Annotated in this window: 18 protein-coding genes; 5 read left to right on the top strand and 13 right to left on the bottom strand. The window is 48.5% G+C overall.

Annotated features, from left to right (window positions below):
- Positions 1-6: 6 nt before the first annotated feature.
- Positions 7-306 carry a type II toxin-antitoxin system Phd/YefM family antitoxin gene (locus H3H39_RS20370; protein WP_182155953.1) on the bottom strand — a complete coding sequence of 100 codons (300 nt, stop codon included), beginning with the start codon at positions 304-306 and terminating at the stop codon, positions 7-9.
- A 167-nt stretch (positions 307-473) separates the two neighbouring features.
- Positions 474-944, bottom strand: coding sequence for a hypothetical protein (locus H3H39_RS20365; RefSeq protein ID WP_182155951.1), 471 nt, complete (start codon positions 942-944; stop codon positions 474-476).
- Between the two features lie 153 nt (positions 945-1,097).
- On the opposite strand from H3H39_RS20365, the gene H3H39_RS20360 reads away from it, so the two are divergent.
- Positions 1,098-1,352, top strand: a complete 255-nt coding sequence (locus H3H39_RS20360) for an AbrB/MazE/SpoVT family DNA-binding domain-containing protein (protein ID WP_182155949.1) — start codon at positions 1,098-1,100, stop codon at positions 1,350-1,352.
- Positions 1,353-1,457: 105 nt separating this feature from the next.
- Here H3H39_RS20360 and H3H39_RS20355 read toward each other — a convergent pair whose 3' ends face one another.
- The 6 genes from H3H39_RS20355 to H3H39_RS20330 all read right to left on the bottom strand — a co-directional run bounded on the left by H3H39_RS20355 (position 1,458) and on the right by H3H39_RS20330 (position 7,417).
- Complete coding sequence (locus H3H39_RS20355) at positions 1,458-2,486, bottom strand: IS5 family transposase (protein ID WP_182156327.1); 1,029 nt, start codon at positions 2,484-2,486, stop codon at positions 1,458-1,460.
- Between the two features lie 118 nt (positions 2,487-2,604).
- Positions 2,605-3,771 (bottom strand): DGQHR domain-containing protein, encoded by a 1,167-nt coding sequence (locus tag H3H39_RS20350; RefSeq protein WP_311196946.1) that lies wholly within the window; start codon positions 3,769-3,771, stop codon positions 2,605-2,607.
- On the bottom strand, positions 3,768-4,382 hold the full coding sequence (locus H3H39_RS20345) for a hypothetical protein (protein WP_182155947.1): 615 nt from the start codon (positions 4,380-4,382) through the stop codon (positions 3,768-3,770). The genes H3H39_RS20350 and H3H39_RS20345 overlap by 4 nt, the downstream gene beginning before the upstream one ends.
- 4 nt (positions 4,383-4,386) lie before the next feature.
- Complete coding sequence (locus H3H39_RS20340) at positions 4,387-5,220, bottom strand: DNA adenine methylase (protein ID WP_182155945.1); 834 nt, start codon at positions 5,218-5,220, stop codon at positions 4,387-4,389.
- Between the two features lie 1,030 nt (positions 5,221-6,250).
- Positions 6,251-7,003: a TIR domain-containing protein gene (locus H3H39_RS20335; RefSeq protein WP_182155943.1), complete on the bottom strand. Its 753-nt coding sequence runs from the start codon at positions 7,001-7,003 to the stop codon at positions 6,251-6,253.
- Positions 7,004-7,063: 60 nt separating this feature from the next.
- Positions 7,064-7,417: a helix-turn-helix domain-containing protein gene (locus H3H39_RS20330; protein WP_182155941.1), complete on the bottom strand. Its 354-nt coding sequence runs from the start codon at positions 7,415-7,417 to the stop codon at positions 7,064-7,066.
- 148 nt (positions 7,418-7,565) lie between these two features.
- On the opposite strand from H3H39_RS20330, the gene H3H39_RS28615 reads away from it, so the two are divergent.
- Entirely contained in the window at positions 7,566-8,957 is a 1,392-nt protein-coding gene (locus H3H39_RS28615; RefSeq protein WP_182155939.1) for a lysozyme inhibitor LprI family protein, read from the top strand.
- A 235-nt stretch (positions 8,958-9,192) separates the two neighbouring features.
- A complete protein-coding gene (locus tag H3H39_RS20320; RefSeq protein WP_182155937.1) occupies positions 9,193-9,837 on the top strand; it encodes a DUF2971 domain-containing protein in 645 nt (214 codons plus the stop codon).
- A 229-nt stretch (positions 9,838-10,066) separates the two neighbouring features.
- Here H3H39_RS20320 and H3H39_RS20315 read toward each other — a convergent pair whose 3' ends face one another.
- The 4 genes from H3H39_RS20315 to H3H39_RS20300 form a co-directional block, all read right to left on the bottom strand.
- Positions 10,067-10,672, bottom strand: a complete 606-nt coding sequence (locus tag H3H39_RS20315) for a hypothetical protein (RefSeq protein WP_182155935.1) — start codon at positions 10,670-10,672, stop codon at positions 10,067-10,069.
- Between the two features lie 87 nt (positions 10,673-10,759).
- The gene (locus tag H3H39_RS20310; RefSeq protein WP_182155933.1) at positions 10,760-10,999 is read right to left on the bottom strand and encodes a helix-turn-helix transcriptional regulator; all 240 of its coding nucleotides are present in this window, start codon (positions 10,997-10,999) and stop codon (positions 10,760-10,762) included.
- A gap of 789 nt (positions 11,000-11,788) precedes the next feature.
- Positions 11,789-12,337 (bottom strand): hypothetical protein, encoded by a 549-nt coding sequence (locus tag H3H39_RS20305; protein WP_182155931.1) that lies wholly within the window; start codon positions 12,335-12,337, stop codon positions 11,789-11,791.
- A complete protein-coding gene (locus tag H3H39_RS20300; RefSeq protein WP_182155930.1) occupies positions 12,309-12,626 on the bottom strand; it encodes a PadR family transcriptional regulator in 318 nt (105 codons plus the stop codon). The genes H3H39_RS20305 and H3H39_RS20300 overlap by 29 nt, the downstream gene beginning before the upstream one ends.
- Before the next feature lie 460 nt (positions 12,627-13,086).
- On the opposite strand from H3H39_RS20300, the gene H3H39_RS20295 reads away from it, so the two are divergent.
- Positions 13,087-13,665: a recombinase family protein gene (locus H3H39_RS20295; protein ID WP_182155928.1), complete on the top strand. Its 579-nt coding sequence runs from the start codon at positions 13,087-13,089 to the stop codon at positions 13,663-13,665.
- Positions 13,666-14,240: 575 nt separating this feature from the next.
- On the top strand, positions 14,241-14,498 hold the full coding sequence (locus tag H3H39_RS20290; RefSeq protein WP_182155926.1) for a PIN domain-containing protein: 258 nt from the start codon (positions 14,241-14,243) through the stop codon (positions 14,496-14,498).
- Positions 14,499-14,613: 115 nt separating this feature from the next.
- Here H3H39_RS20290 and H3H39_RS20285 read toward each other — a convergent pair whose 3' ends face one another.
- Entirely contained in the window at positions 14,614-14,985 is a 372-nt protein-coding gene (locus tag H3H39_RS20285; protein ID WP_182155924.1) for a hypothetical protein, read from the bottom strand.
- Positions 14,986-15,205: the final 220 nt, after the last annotated feature.

Here is a 15,205-nt window from a genome sequence, read left to right as displayed (position 1 = left end):
GCTGGCTTAGGCCATCTTGCGCGGCTGGACCGAAAGGATCTGGTCAAGCTCAGCTTCATCAAGTACACGGCCAGCTGCCAGATCCTCCAGACCCTCAAGGGCGCCTTGGACAAGGACCAACCCCGCGTGCTCGGCTTCAAGCGCATGGTAGTAGTCGAGCTTGCGGGCATCAACCAACGCCACGTAGGCGTTACCGTTCTTGGTCAGTAACTTTTCCGTGCCGTGGTTGACTATGTCCGCAGCGAGTTCGGTAAGCCTGACCTGAGCTTCACTGATGGGGATCACGTCGATGACGTGCTCGCTCATGGTGCTCTCCTGGTGCGATATCGATTGAGGGATAGTGTAACGCATTCAGTATGAGTTTTTTTGCGGACGGTCAGGGACGGGCGTATGTGTCGGCTCGTCGGTCGGGCTTGGGACGTACCTTGTCGGTTAGCTTGACGCGCAGTTTCCAGGCGCGTGAAGATTGAGTTTCATGCGTAGGCCAGATCCCGCTCATCCGCTTCCAGCTCAATGGTTGATGTCCATTTGGAATTCGATTCCGTGACAATGATTCTGGCTTTCGCGATGCGGTCTATGGCGGTCAACAAGCCAACCGCCGTCGCGCTCTTGCTGGTTCCATCATGTCGCTCGATGAAAACCAGCCGTAGCGCGGCGTCCACCAGCTTGGGTACTTTTCCATATTTTTCCCATTTGGCTACGGCCTGTTCGGTGTAGCCGAACAGCTTGCCCAGCGATTTTTGAGATAAGAGCAGCGTTGTGCGGATGAAGCGGAATTCCGTACCAGTCAGCTTTCCCGGCTTGTCGCACAAGGCGCGGCAGATCGCCGCCGCCAAGCCGTCCAGGTTGTGGAAGGAAACACCTTGTCCATAGGGCGTGTTGTGCTCGGTGTAGCCGTTCTTGAGCCAAACGTTGCGCAGGCCGCCATCGGTATAGTGATACATGCATTTCTCCTGCCCGTTGCCAGCACTTCGATCATTCGCCATCCGAGTTCTTGAACAGGATGGCAACCATTGCAGGCAATGCACTTGTATTGATGGAGCAAGGTGATTGAATTACCACATGAGGCATCCCCACCCATTTTACCGGAATGCGCCATGGCTGCCATTCTCCAAGTCGAATCCACGCTGACTGACCGCTACCAAACCACGATACCGGAAACCGAGGTCGTGCTGTCGCGCGCCGAGCCGGTTGACGAACACGACCCGGTACTTGGTCAGTTTCTCGATTTTTTGGCCTGCGACATCGCCAGCCATACAGAGTACTTGCAGTTATGTACTGGATTGTTAGAGAAGTGGCACGCTGATCTAAGGGGCACCTCGAATAGCCGGAGATTCGAGAGCGCGTGCTGAAAAAGTCTCGGCGTAAGCGGTGTTTCAGCTCTTGGGCGTGCCAGCTTTACGGCCGTTCGACGGCCCGCGCTGGCCATTTTCTGCGGTTCGGGCGGACCTCGGGCGTCAAAACGCCACGATTCCGGCCTCCTTTAGGTAGGTAAAGCGCTGCAAGTTGTCGGTAGCGGTTTTCCAGTTCAGGTGCAACGTGGCGTGCGCCAGGCCAATCGTGCGTAGTACCTTGCCGCCCAATTGCGCCAGGCCAGCGAAGACGTGCTCGACACGGGCACGCGGTTTGGCGATACGCTTGTTATGCCGTTCCTGCGCCTCGGACAGCGGTTTGTCCTTGCTGCCTTTGCGCTGGATATACATGCGCCAGCCTCGGCCCTTGAGCCGTGCTTCACGCTCGCCGGCAACATAGCCCTTGTCAGCATAGATTTCGCGGCTGGTGTTGCCCGGATCAATCACTGCCTCAAAGTGCTGGGTGTCGTGCTCGCTGGCGGTGCTGACCTTGATCTTGCGAATGAACTTGTGGTGCTTGTCGGCATTGGCCGAGAGCTTGTAGCCGGAGTAGGACTTGCCTTGTTTCTTGGCCGAGCGGGCCTCAATGTCTTTCTGGCGCCGCTTCGCAGGCTGCAAGTCGGCCGGCATCGCGTTCTCGCTCACGATGGCTTCCCCCCCCTTGCTGATCGACTCCTTGGGTGTCTGTACGATGCTCGCGTCGATCATCTGCCCGCCGCGCGCCATATAGCCGTATTTCGACCACTGGCGGTTGACCGCGTCAAAAATGCTTTCGCTGGCGCCAGCTTGAATCAACCGCTCCTTAAAAGTCCAGATCGTGGTCCGGTCGGGAATCGGGCTGCTGTGGCGCAGCAGCCCGACAAAGCGTTGAAAGCTGAGGCGGTCGAGCAATTGGAATTCCATTTGCTCATCGCTTAAATCGAAGAGCTGCTGAATCAGCAACACGCGCACCATCTGTTCTGTCGGGAACGGTGGGCGGCCACCACGCTCACGCCCGGGGCGTGGCGCGGCCGCATCGACCGCTGCGGCCAGCGCAGTAAAGTCGACATGCTGCTCCAACACCCGCAGCGTATCGCCAAGCTCGTTGAGCTTCGCTTCACGCTCCTGCTCGGCAAACAAGCTGTGTGTGATCATCGGAATCAAGTCAGAATCGGGTCATTGACATCATGCCAGAGCTGGGGTGGTTTTTCGGGGTACCATAACTGTCCGAGCAATGCTCGCCCGGACAGTTAGTCATAGTTATCCATGAGGTCTATAAAAGTTTGTGGTTAGCTTCAAAACCGGAATGAGACATGAATGTTCTATAAAGATTCGACTCGCCGCTAGTTCCTGGATTAAAGCGCGTAGTAGTAAATTCCTCATCGTTGATATCTATTTTTTTAAAGATGGATAAAAAATCAGATTTCGAAGGAATTTCATTTTTCCAGCGCAAACTTATATAAGACGGCTTAAGGAATCTCATCAAGGCACGGAATCCATTTGTTTTATTCAAAATTAAACCGTCACCACCATTAACCCAAGCCGTTGGCCAACGTTCTGCTACAGCCCCGAAATAGTTCGCAAGTATGTCGGTGATTTCTAGATCTTTGTTTTTAATAAAAAAAGATCTGAAAATTAGTTTATTGGCTTTCGATTCATCAAATTTTGGCGTGCCACGCCTACGATACAAATCTCGGTCAGCTACTTTGTCCTCCGTAAGATACCCTATTAAAGCCTCTACGAATGTGGCCTGCGTAAGGGTTTCTTTAAACTTCCCTTGCGTCGCAGTGCCCAGGCGTTTTATTTTTGAATAAAATGGACTTTCTTCATACGCATTCAACGCAACTGCAATTTGATGGCATGTTTTTTGTGGGCTGCGAGCTTTTGATAATTCAAAGAGGTCATATACCAAGCTTTTATTGACCTTGGTCTGCGCTAAATTTACAGTTGAGAAGATGTATGCCTGGCTTTCAACATCCATGTCAACGAATATGCTGACATTTACATCAAATTGCTCACCCGTGAATTCTTGCAAGCCGGCGATACGATGTTGGCCATCAAGAACTTGGGCAATGCGTGTTAGTTCAATATTTTCTTCTTCACTATCGGTAAAATTGCGCAATATCAACCTATTCTCGGCCTCAATATACTCAACGTATCGTCCGTCAATAGCGAGGATAATTGCAGTTGGGAAGCATGCATCCACAGTATTTACATACTGCCCAATTTCCTTAACGCGTGTTAAGGATAGCGGGCGTTGAATGCCTAAATATTGTTCAAATTGCCGATCATCAGCCATTCGCCGCACATCTGAGTACGTGATTTGGCACAGAATCTTTGAATCTATAGTAGCAATAAAGAAATCACCAATAGGTTGTCGCAACTTGAGGCAAGGGATGGATTCCTCAAAATTTTCCACCAATATGCTTTGTTGTTTCACGATTCTTGTCCTTTTTTCTTCGCGTGTGCAGCCCACTCATCGGAGAACTCTTTGTCTTGCTTCGGCATTAAAGCATCCGCTGCGCCTAGCATCTTCTGGTACACGATGGCTGTATAGCGTAAGACTAGTGCAAGGCCAAAAACGAAGTATGACCAATTTCGTACTCTGTCCATGTTTAAGCCAATGTTGAGGTTGGCTACCACTTGTAATTTCAAAAGGCCAAAGATTACTGCCGCGATGATCGCGAACGCCCATAGTGCATAAACGTGCCAAATTGCCCCAGGGAATGGGCTTTTACCATTTCGATCCTGCATCGCGGCGAGAAGAATGGGGCCAGCAAACGATACCGAAAAAGTCAAAAGTTCGCCGTTCGATACCGTTTTCAGAATCATGTCCGACGTGGTTGCTGTCGAGTAAAGTGCTAGCACGCTCATGATGACAACAGTGACCCAGAAGGTCAGTGTTGAGAAAGTAATTGTTAAAAAGAAATCCTTTATCGCGGAAGCGTGATCTTTTCGGCTGCAATCTGCAAGACCACCTATTAGTGGAAACGGTCTTAATATTGCCCTAAATAAATTAGATATCATCTTTAGACAATTTGTTAAATTCATGCTTTTATTCCGAGACGATAAGGAGTTCCTCGTAAGCCTTTCTGGCTGAAGAAGAACCAGCAATAACACTCATTCTCGATACAGGGCTAAGCGTAAAACCTATTTCATAAAGCGATCTAACACTTTCATGGTTGGCATTGGTCATGATAATTTTCGCCCCGCGTGCGGCCGCTCTTACAAGTGCATCACGAAGGCGAATTTGGTCTTGCCACGAAAAAATATTTTCGTTGTATTTTATAAAGCCGTTGTGATTATGGTGAATTGTATAGGGAGGATCCGCGAAAATCACATCGTTCTGACCTGCAAGATTAATAGTTTCCTCAAAATCTCGGCAGTATAGTTCAGCACGACTTAACAGTTCAGCTGTAGCTGGGAAATTGTCCGTATCTAAAATGACTTTAGTTTTTGTCCCAATCGGAACATTAAAATTGCCAGTTAAATTAACTCGGTAGAGTCCGTTCCAGCAGGTCCTGTTCAAATAAATAAATTGTGCGGCGCGGGTGTGCTGCGCTCGGAGGACCTTGCCTCGGACTTCGTAGTAGTAATCTTTTGAATGTTGCCGATGATGTTGACGCAAAACGGTGCTAACTTTTTCAGCATCGTCCCGAATGCTTACGTAGGCGTTAATCAGCTCGCTGTTCAAGTCGGACAACACTGCGGCCTTCGGCTGCAAGGAGAAAAAGATGGCTCCACTACCTAGGAAGGGTTCGTAGTACGTCGAAAAGTTCGCAGGAATAAGGTTCAGTACATGCTCGGCCAGCCAGCGTTTGCCACCAGCCCACTTGAGGAAAGGAAGATGCGATGGCGTGGAAGCTTGAGTGATGGCAGTTGCAGTCATGGGGGGGGTAGGTTCGTGGGCCAAGGGCGGACGTTGTTGAAATTCACGCTACATGGCTAAGCGCCCCATCTTACTTCATCCAGCAACATATTGGTACTTTTTAGCAATAGTTTCAACTTGGAAGCTGAGGTTCTGCAGCAGAATCCCGTTCAAATAACCGAGTCGTTCTCATTGGCTAAGCCATCTAAATTGCGGAAGTTCAGCATTTCACCTGGTGAAACACCTAGGCAACATTACCACGTTACCAGATGAGCAGGGGCTAGTGGCAGCACCCGTTGCTGCACGTTTTCCTATCAGTAGTGGTCATCTCTGATTCTATTTTTATTTTTTCCCAACCCTTAGAATTCATTGGTAAAGGAAGCGATATGGCAACATGCGGATGTGCTAGGACGTCGGGTGTTGAACGGGTCGCAAGGGGGGATCAGATTGCTAGATTGGAGAGCGTGCGGGCTGTACTGACCTGCATGGTGGGGCCGATCCGGTTTTTTGACCTAAACTGCGGATGGCTGTAGATAAATCAGAATTCAATCAGAATTTTTCGAAAAGTAACTTTCTTGGCGAATTTTTGCTGGATAGATGACGCTGGCGCAAAATCGCCAAAGGCGATTTTGGAGTCAGATGAATCGGAGAGCCGCCCGCTTGCAAGCGGGCGTCGTTCCGCTGGCGGGCCGCATGCGACCCGAAACCCCAGCTCCACCCCGCGTCCGGCTGCGCCGTCCGCGGATTCGATTCCCGCTCGTCGAACACTCCGAACAAAAACAAAGGGCCCCAAGCGTAGCTTGGAGCCCTTTGATTTTGTTCGGTGGTGGAGACGGCGTCTACCGAATCTAAGTGAAATTGTTCTTTAAAATCATATGGTTGATGATCATTAATGGAGTTCGATTTTCCATAATACCCCCTGTAATACCCCTATTCGTACGGGATGCTGCTAGACAAGACTGGAGGTCCTTTCATTTGTTGTTTGTTGCAAACATCAAAGCATTCTGCATTCAAAGTGACCTGGCTTACTTTGCAGCGCCAAAGGCCTTTCTTAGGAAAGGGCCTCCATCTTGGCAATGGCCATATCCAGTACTTTCATTCCCGCATGATCGAAGTTCACTTGCGCGCGAGGGTTCTTTCCACCTTCAATTCTCAAGATTTTGCCTGTTCCGAACCTTTGATGGTAGACCTCTTGGCCAGCCTTGAATTTGGGGCTGAAAGGCTTCACGCCTTGGCCATCATTGAGCACGTCTCCGTCCTTGTATGTCGCCCCACCGGAGTCAGCTATTCTGTGAACTAGCGACTCCAGTGTCTCAAGTCTAAGGAGCGTCTCTGACTCTTCTGGTGCGTTGGTCTTGATTGGAGATTTAAAAGTGGTTGGAATTGCACTCAGAGGATTCGTCATCACTTCTTGGATTGCCTTTGTTAAGGCCGCCCGCAGTTTGTTCCCCCAATCAGGATGGTCTTTGTCATAGAGCAAAACCCGAATCGAGCGAAGATCGAAAGGAACGTCTTCGATCGATTTTGAGATCAGGATCACGGGTTTAGAAATTGCGTGCGCGAGTCCTAGTTCATAGAACACGTTCGGATTCCGATCGGTAAGCTCAGCAACTAAGAGATCGGCGTCGCGGATGCCTTGCCATATGTCGTCAACAATAGTGGTTGGTCGGTAAAGACTGTCGCCGCGAACCGCAAATAATCCGCAATCCTCCAGTGCTGGCTTGATGATGTGCGAAAAATATGTGTCAAACGGCTCTCCAAATGGCGAGATGACGAAACTGGTCTTCAACTCTGGCTTGCTCATATCAATTTTTATATGTGTATCCGTAAAAGTGGGTGGGAGAGTGAGGCTGAGTTCACCTTGCTAATTTTTTTGCGTCTTTGGCTTCTTGGATCGACGACGCTTCAGTATTTCTTCCAGGGCCGCAGCCATCTGCACGATTTCGATGTCCGTGGCCTTTGCGATGCACTCCAGGGCATAACCTCGCTGTAGACGCGCCCAGGCTTCTTCCGTAATGAAGAAGTCTTGCATTCCGACTTCCAGCGCCACGGCAAGCCCGTGCAATGTCTCGACAGAGGGATTGAAGACTCCCGATTCAATTCGGCTTAATGATTTTGGGTCGATACCAGCGGCTTCTGCTGCTTCGATCTGGCTAACCCCTTTTTGCTTACGAATTTGCTTAATCCTGTCACCAAGAACCGCGTTTGTTGTCGTCATAACGATGTGGCCTGAAAAATGGCCACTTCACCAGACGGCAGGCAAAGTGAGAACCGCACAAACGTCACCTAAATTTCAATTAGGTGATGTTCCGCGTATAATTGAAGAAATTAACACTAATTTTTTCAACAGGAAACAGAGGTCATACATGAACAAAACGGGTGGAGTGATCGGCATCATCGCAGGTATATTCGCCGTCATAGCGGCGCTAGTCACTTTAGTCTTCGGTGGCGTGGCATCGGCATTTCAAGCTGAGCGTGCAAGCACCGTAGTAGGGCTTGGCTGGGGGGGCGTGATCTTTTCATTTTTGGTGATCGTATTTGCCGCCATTTCGTTTTCGAAGGCGAAACCGGCTGGATGGGGGCTCATAATTTCGGCTGTACTTGGTGCAGTGTTGGGCGGCACGTTTGTAGCAATCTTCATGGCACTGGCGTTCATCGGGGGCATTTTGGTGTTGACCAGTGCGAAGCCGAATCCATCTATAAGTGCGACAACCGATGTATCCGCAACTTTGCACAAGGGTGGAGGTAAGGGATGGCTTATAGCCATCGTGGCTGTTCTGGTGGTCATTGGTAGTGGTGGCGTAGTTTCTATGCTTGGCACCAAGGACCAAGCATCCGAGCCTGTCGTGGAAGCGCCAGTCGGCGTTGGCGCTCCGCAAGCAACTGTGGCTGCTGGAGCCAGTGCGGAAGCATTGGCTAAGTTAGTACAAGCCGACGTAACAGGCCCAGAAGCGAATAAACTGACTGAACTAGGGGCAGCCCCGCCCGACAATCAAATGGCCGCCTTCATGCGCCTTTCGGGTACTGAAAAAGTCACGGAAGCACCACAGGCGGCGCGAAGCAAAGCAGTGCTAGATGCTATGACTAAGGCGAAAGGCACTGTAATCATATGGGATCTGGTGGTTGATAACATCAAGCCTGCTGGTGCTGGCGCTTTTCATATTTCTACGAAGTGCGACGAACTAGCAAACCGAGTAACGCCACCAGCACAGGTGCAGATGGCGCAGCCGGATACCAATGTGCTGCTGTCGTCGCGCACCCCAGATGAAAGCAAAGTGATCGAAAGCCTGCCAGGGTGCAGCGTGATCAAAGTTAAAGCGGTCGTCGCAGGCTTCGATGCCAACACCAAAAAAGTCCAGTTAAATCCCGCCATCATTGTTAAAGCAGGCGGCTACGATGCTCATGACGTCAAAATTGCAGGAAGCAGCGAAGTTCCGGCACCAATATCAGAGATACGTCCCTCAGTTCAAGAAACACCCCACAGCGAAGCCGAGGAGAAGGATGCCATTCTTTCAGCCCGAAATGCTCAACCAATGGACGATCCTGCTGAACCTGACCATAAGCGTCTGTATATCGTAGATGCGGAATTGAATAGGGTCTATGCAGGCCTCATCAAAGGCTTGCCCGCAGAAAGGCGAGCAGAACTCAAACAGTCTGAAATTGCCTGGATTCGAAAAAAGGAAGCCACATGCAAACAAGACTTGAAATGCACCATTCAGTTTACTGAACAGCGCCTAGTCGAATTAAACAAGTTCTAGCAGTTCGGGGAACCCTAAAAAGAAAAACGGTGAGCAGAAATGCTCACCGTTTTTTATTTGCATTCATATTTTTTGCATAAATTGCTAGAAAGCAGGCAGGCTCAACCCAAGCGCACAAATTTCATGAGGTTGCAGCTTGGATTTTTCCTGACACCGAGCAATGGTTGAGTTATAGTTATCATTGCCCAACATCAACAGCCACGCTCAGAATCCCCATACTAAAAGGAATACACTGATGGGAATCAAAGAAGATACTTGGAAGAACAGAATCGCGGAACGGTCTGACTTGTCGACATGTGTCGTACATTTGACAAGGGTCGAAAATAACAAAAATGTAAAAGATGAGAAGCTTTCCTTGGCAATTCTTTTGATTAAAATTCTGAATGATAGAAAGATCATTGCCAGTACAACCACTAGCGGATTCATTGTGGGAAAAACCCCAGCAGTTTGTTTTCAAGATGCACCATTGACTGGTATTGCGCAAAACATCCTATATGAACAAAAGTACAAAAAACAGAATCCTGATTCGAAGGTCCGCTATAACGGCGCTGGGGTGATGTTTCCAAAGCCATATGCCTTTGAAAAGGGGGCTCGCCCAGTAGTGTACGAACCAACGACAGCAGCAAAAAAGATTCTTCCTGAATCAGAGTACTGGAGAATTGTAAACCTGGAGTTGGGCAAGACGGATAATTTCATTGATTGGACACACGAGCGAGAATGGAGGCATCCTCAGGATTTCAATTTCGATATTGAGGAGGCGATTGTTCTTTTGCCAAATTTTAAACAATATCAGTTGTTCATGAAGGAATGTAAAAAGCAAAAGCTTGATTATCCGGAGCGATTGAAGGGGGTGATAAATATGGGCGCGGTAGCATACTAACAAAGTGTCCTCACGTAGTTTGGTAAGGCCGAAATTCCACTCGGTTTGCAAGGCGTTTTTCGACAGCACCGCCATTGTGCCCTACTCAATAAACATCTCTCTACAACAAGGAAAAGTCGTTCCCGAGCTTGCAATTGCAAAGCAAAAGGCAACAAAAATCCAAAGCAAGCCGAGTCGGCTTTGCTTTGGATTAAACTCGTAGCACAACAGCAGATGTTTGCGTGCGGAATCAAGACAAGGACAACTGACCGCGTCTACAAGCTGATTCCGGTATTGTGGGTGGAGACGCAAGCTTCGATTTACTCTTTTGCTCGCGTGATGGTGGGTTGCTAAAGCGCTCTAGCATGTACTGTGGATTGGGGTTTTGGAGGTACTTAGGTGAGATATAACTGGAAGGGGTCAAGCGAGATGGAAAATGGCACACTTCCAGTAAAAGAGTGCCATGCTCCTTCGTCATATATTTGAACCATTTTTCTGGGGTCCAAGCCTTCTTTATCGTGCTCCGTGGCCTACACCATTCCTTATTTCCCAGAGTGGCTTCCACTATCTGCATTCCTTCTTTTTCAGTCATCCAGCCAGGTAGTGCGATGGCCAAATTCAGATGAAGCAATTTGTATTTTTCCTGGCCTTCAAGACTGCAAAGCAGTGGTGCCATTTTCTTGTAGCGCCTATATGCAGTATCGTAAATTGCTCGATTGATTTCTTTTTTGACGACTTGGATCAGCTTGACGACTTCGGATTCGGTAAGTGCCTGCAACGTATTATCTTCGCGTTTTCGCCACTGTTTGAGAGTTTGAACCACGGCCAGAATTTTTTGCCCGTTAGACTCCTCCATGAACGTTTCCACTGCCCATTTAACTAGCGTCCTATCTGCATCTCTGTCTCGTTTTGATATTTGCAAGATATTTCCTTTCCTTGATCTTTAGCGAGATAAGGCTGCACTCTGCAATCGCGAGATGATGAAATTATCAATGTCAGTTTCTCGCCAGCGTGTTGCCTTGCCACTTCCAAAGAGCGGGAAGCTCCGAGGGAAAGTTGGATCATCTTTAAGCTTTTGCCAAACAGTGGATACGCCGATGCCTAATTTCTGAGCTACGTCACCAACCTTCAGGCATCGCATTGGTTGATGGGGGATTTGAGTATGACTTTGATTCGTTTGCATTAGTGACTCCATATTCGAAATGAATAAAACACGTACTCGACCGGAATCGGTAGTGCGAAGGAGCATTGATCGATTGAAAGCGCAAATATCCCTTCGAAAAGGGAGTGGCTCATAAAGGGGGATCTATAGGAAGGTAGGCTTGCCAACATCGGAGAACGTCAGCGAGGTGCGCATTATTTCTTAAAAATTTCCACTTGTCAAGAATTTTTGGTGCATGCGATTGACTTTCAAAGTTGTCTTTGCGTCCAGAAAGGCATGCCTGTGAAGCTTGGCATCCTGTTATGCCATATCTCAGTACTGGAAGACCTGAACAACGCGTACAAGATGGCACGAGCCGGCTTCGAGATCAACTTCCAGCAAATAACACCCAGAAGGATGGAAGTGACCTTCGCTCTGAGCTCCATGTGCCGTCTGCAAGTTGATCGGGACGCGTAACGCAATCCAAACGAATATGCAACAAACAACGGCTGACTTGTGAAAAAATAGATACGGCGATTTGGAAGGAGCCAGGGATTAATTTAAACTTGTAAGCCTTTGAGATAAACAAAGAAATCGCCATAATCTAAAAATCCAAATCCAAATCCAAATCCAAATCCAAATCCAAATCCAAATCCAAATCCAAATCCAAATCCAAATCCAAATCCAAATGTACAAAAGGGGCTCAAAATGTAGCCCCTTTCACATAGTAATCTATATCGTCAAATTAAAGACTGTTGACTGTAATAACGCTAATTATAATCAGCTGTTTTCCAATATGGTTACTGGAACAATAGTCGGGAAAGATAATTTTTACTTCCCGATCTTTGCTTTAAAAGCAGCTTGGATACATTTTCCTACAATTTCGAAGAATTTGCTACTAACAACACAGTAAACAAGCGAAATCTTCATTTTTACATTAATAATTGCAGCCTTGTACTTTCTTTTTTCTTCTAACGCTTGATAATATTCGTGCAAGAACTCCGCATGCAAAGGCTCAATCACATGTTCGACCGTCTTTTTACTACAAACCATTTCGAGCATCTTGAAAATTTGATAGCCCGGAGCCGACTCAATTTTAGGTGCCTCCCCACCTTTTTTACGTGCAAATAAGACGTTTCTTATATATCTTCGTAGGATAAGTTCTGATTCCAGCGCAGCACGTTTCGCTGCTTCATTAGAAACCTTTGCAGCCCGCTTAGAATTTTCGCTGCTCCATACGACGTAATTTTCATACCTATTTAAAATTTCCGTCCTAGAGTCTTTTTCGTTCCTTTCTTTTGGAAAATAGTGTTCAACGTCCAATGACTCAGTATTAATTTCTTTTTTTCCTTCAACATCCTTGGGCGATCCTTGCGTCATTTTCTACTCCACAAAGTTGGTTTTGGTATTCAGACATTGCTGCTGTCCACGCTCGAATTTCACGCGTGCCGCTTCCAGTAATCTCATAGAGCCTTCTCGGCACTACTGAATCATTCATTTCTTTTCGAGATTTCAAGAATCCCTTATCCTCCAGTCTGCTAAGTGTTACATATATGGTGCCCAGCTTTAATTTCCCATCCGATTTCTTAACCATTTCCAAACCGTACATTTCTCGCTCGCCTGCAACCAGTAACCCAAGAATTACGGCCTCATTTTTTGATAAATTCATCTTTAACTCCTTGAAGTATTACAAAAGGTATCCAGCTAGCATTTCTGCCAACTCATAAGCTGGCCTTACGATCATCAAGTAGTTTATTGGCAGTCATAATTTTCTCCTGTGTATAAACATCATATAAATAAGAATAGGCTCTCACTAATAAAACAAACTCACTACAAAAGACTAACAAGACTAACGAATCAAACTTACTCAACCATGATATCATCTACTGCAATCATATCTTACAGCGACAATCATATAATTGTCAACCATCATATCGTAAAAAATTCCCGAACTGATCGGTGCTGATAGATCGTTCAAGCATCCAACAAGGCATACTTTCCATTCACTTCGGCTGCCTCCCTGCAAACCCGCATAATACCGTGTCCAGAAAGTATATATCTTGCAGTTTCTTTACATATTCCGATAAGCTCTTTATACTTCTCTTACACATTCACACATGAGGCAAGTTATGGGCAAGGGTCAGACGGTCGGTTATGTGCGGGTTAGCTCGGTAGGTCAGAACACTGTGCGTCAGTTGGACGGTATCGAACTGGACAAGGTATTCACGGACAAGTGCAGTGGTGGCGACACCAACCGTCCAGCCCTGCAGGCGATGCTGTCACACGTCCGCGACGGCGACACCGTAGTGGTTCACGAAATCAGCCGACTGGCCCGTAACACCTCCGATTTGCTGGCACTGGTGCAGCAGTTGACCGACAAGGGTGTAGCCATCACTTTCAAGAAGGAACAGCTTACCTTCACTGGCGACAAGGACAACGCCATGAACAAGATGCTGCTAACCATGCTGGGTGCTGTGTCTGCCTTTGAGCTGGCGATGATTAACGAACGAAGGGTAGAAGGCCAAGCCAAGGCACGCGCAGCAGGTACGCATATGGGCCGAAGTGCCAAGCTGTCGCCAGTACAGGCCACGGCAGTGCGTGAACGTGCTAGAGCAGGCGAAAACAAGACCGCTCTTGCAGCAGAATTCGGTATCAGTCGCGCTACTCTGTACGCTATTTTGAAGGCAGCACACCCAATCGGCGCATAGACGCCTCAATCATGGGCCTCACTTCCGCAGGGCAAGGATGCGCCCTCGCATCCGGGGAGAGTCGGTTTGGGGCTGCTCGCATGTGCATCCCGTTCTGCTCCTTCACATGCGCAATCCAGCAAGTCTTGATTACTCGCCCGTTCCTTGCGCGTACATCATCTTGAATTTGTTTGTAGGTCGCCACAGTCCCTCCTTCGATCTAATGAGGCAGCGTACACCTACCGAGCACCGCAGCGCCAGCGATGCCCACAAGATATTTTCCGCTTGGTGCCGTCGCCGTATATGGGCCCAGATCTGCGTCATAATTGAGCACCCCTTTAAACCCGCCAGGACTCCGCAATGGACCCGATCAGCAATCCGAACGTTCACGACCTACGCGGGAAGCACGGTGACATGCGGAATACCGTCCACTACCTCGATAACTGCATGTTCGTTGCGCATGATAACGACCTCGATAGAAACCGCATCCTGCGCTCCACAAGGCTGGTAAAGCGGTGTTCGTCATGCCCAAGTCAGTCAAAGACGAAGTTGACGCCCCTGGTACTCCAATACCGGCGAGGGACAAGGCAAGCGGCATGCTGTTCACCTTCCCCATAAATCCATCGACGGACGAGGAAAGAAAAAGAGTGTTGGTCGAAGAAATCATCATAGGGAACGGCAATCGTGATAAGTACCTTGCAGATGCCACCCATGTTGTCGAAGCTGGTGCGCGTCACGGCTATTTCATCACCACGGATGGTCGCATCAATGACAAGAGGGACGAACTCAAAGAGGTGTGCGGTGTCAGGGTCATCACACCAGCCGAATGGCTTAGCCTGTGGGATTGTCAATAGTTATGGTCGGAAAGCGCATTAAAACCTCTGCCGAGTAAGCGCTACGCTTAGCAGGCCACTTCCTGAAGCGATGAGTGCCCCGTCTGGTCCTGAGCGTCATTTCAAATTCGAACTTTCAATCCATGGACTCTGCAAGCAAGACGTGAACCGGCATCGTCGCGAGCACGTACTCGCCACTAACGACCTCCAAATTCCAAGCGCCAAGCACGTTAGCATCAAACGACAAAACCTGTGAATATAGAGCTCGAACGACTCCGTCGTCCAACTTTTCAAATTGGAAGTCATGCTGAAGCACGATATGCCCAGATGGATCTTTGATTCTTATCACGCAACCAATAACCGAAGGGGCTCTAAGGCCGGTTGTATGAAATACTGCAAATACCGGCCACTCCACCTTAAACGGAAGATTTGGAACTGTGTATGTACCCCAACCTCCGTCCAGGATCGTAACCAAGTTATTCTTCACCCGGATCATCTCGGCAAGCATGAGCGTTGTAATCCGAGCTCCGCCGTCTATCTCCAACTTCGTAATATTTCGCCTGAAGCCTGAAACGTCACCATGCCGCCCGGGTTTTCCAGGTGAGGTGTACTGTCAATAGTGGACACTTCCGTTTCAAGCCGCCAGCGCCTGTTTGCTGAAATCAGCGGCAAACGATGCTGGTGATACGTAGCCAAGGCGCGAGTGACGCCGCTGGCGGTTATAGAAG

Source organism: Rugamonas apoptosis, from assembly GCF_014042355.1.
GTDB lineage: Bacteria > Pseudomonadota > Gammaproteobacteria > Burkholderiales > Burkholderiaceae_D > Rugamonas > Rugamonas apoptosis.
This window is presented reverse-complemented; position numbering and strand designations above follow the sequence as displayed.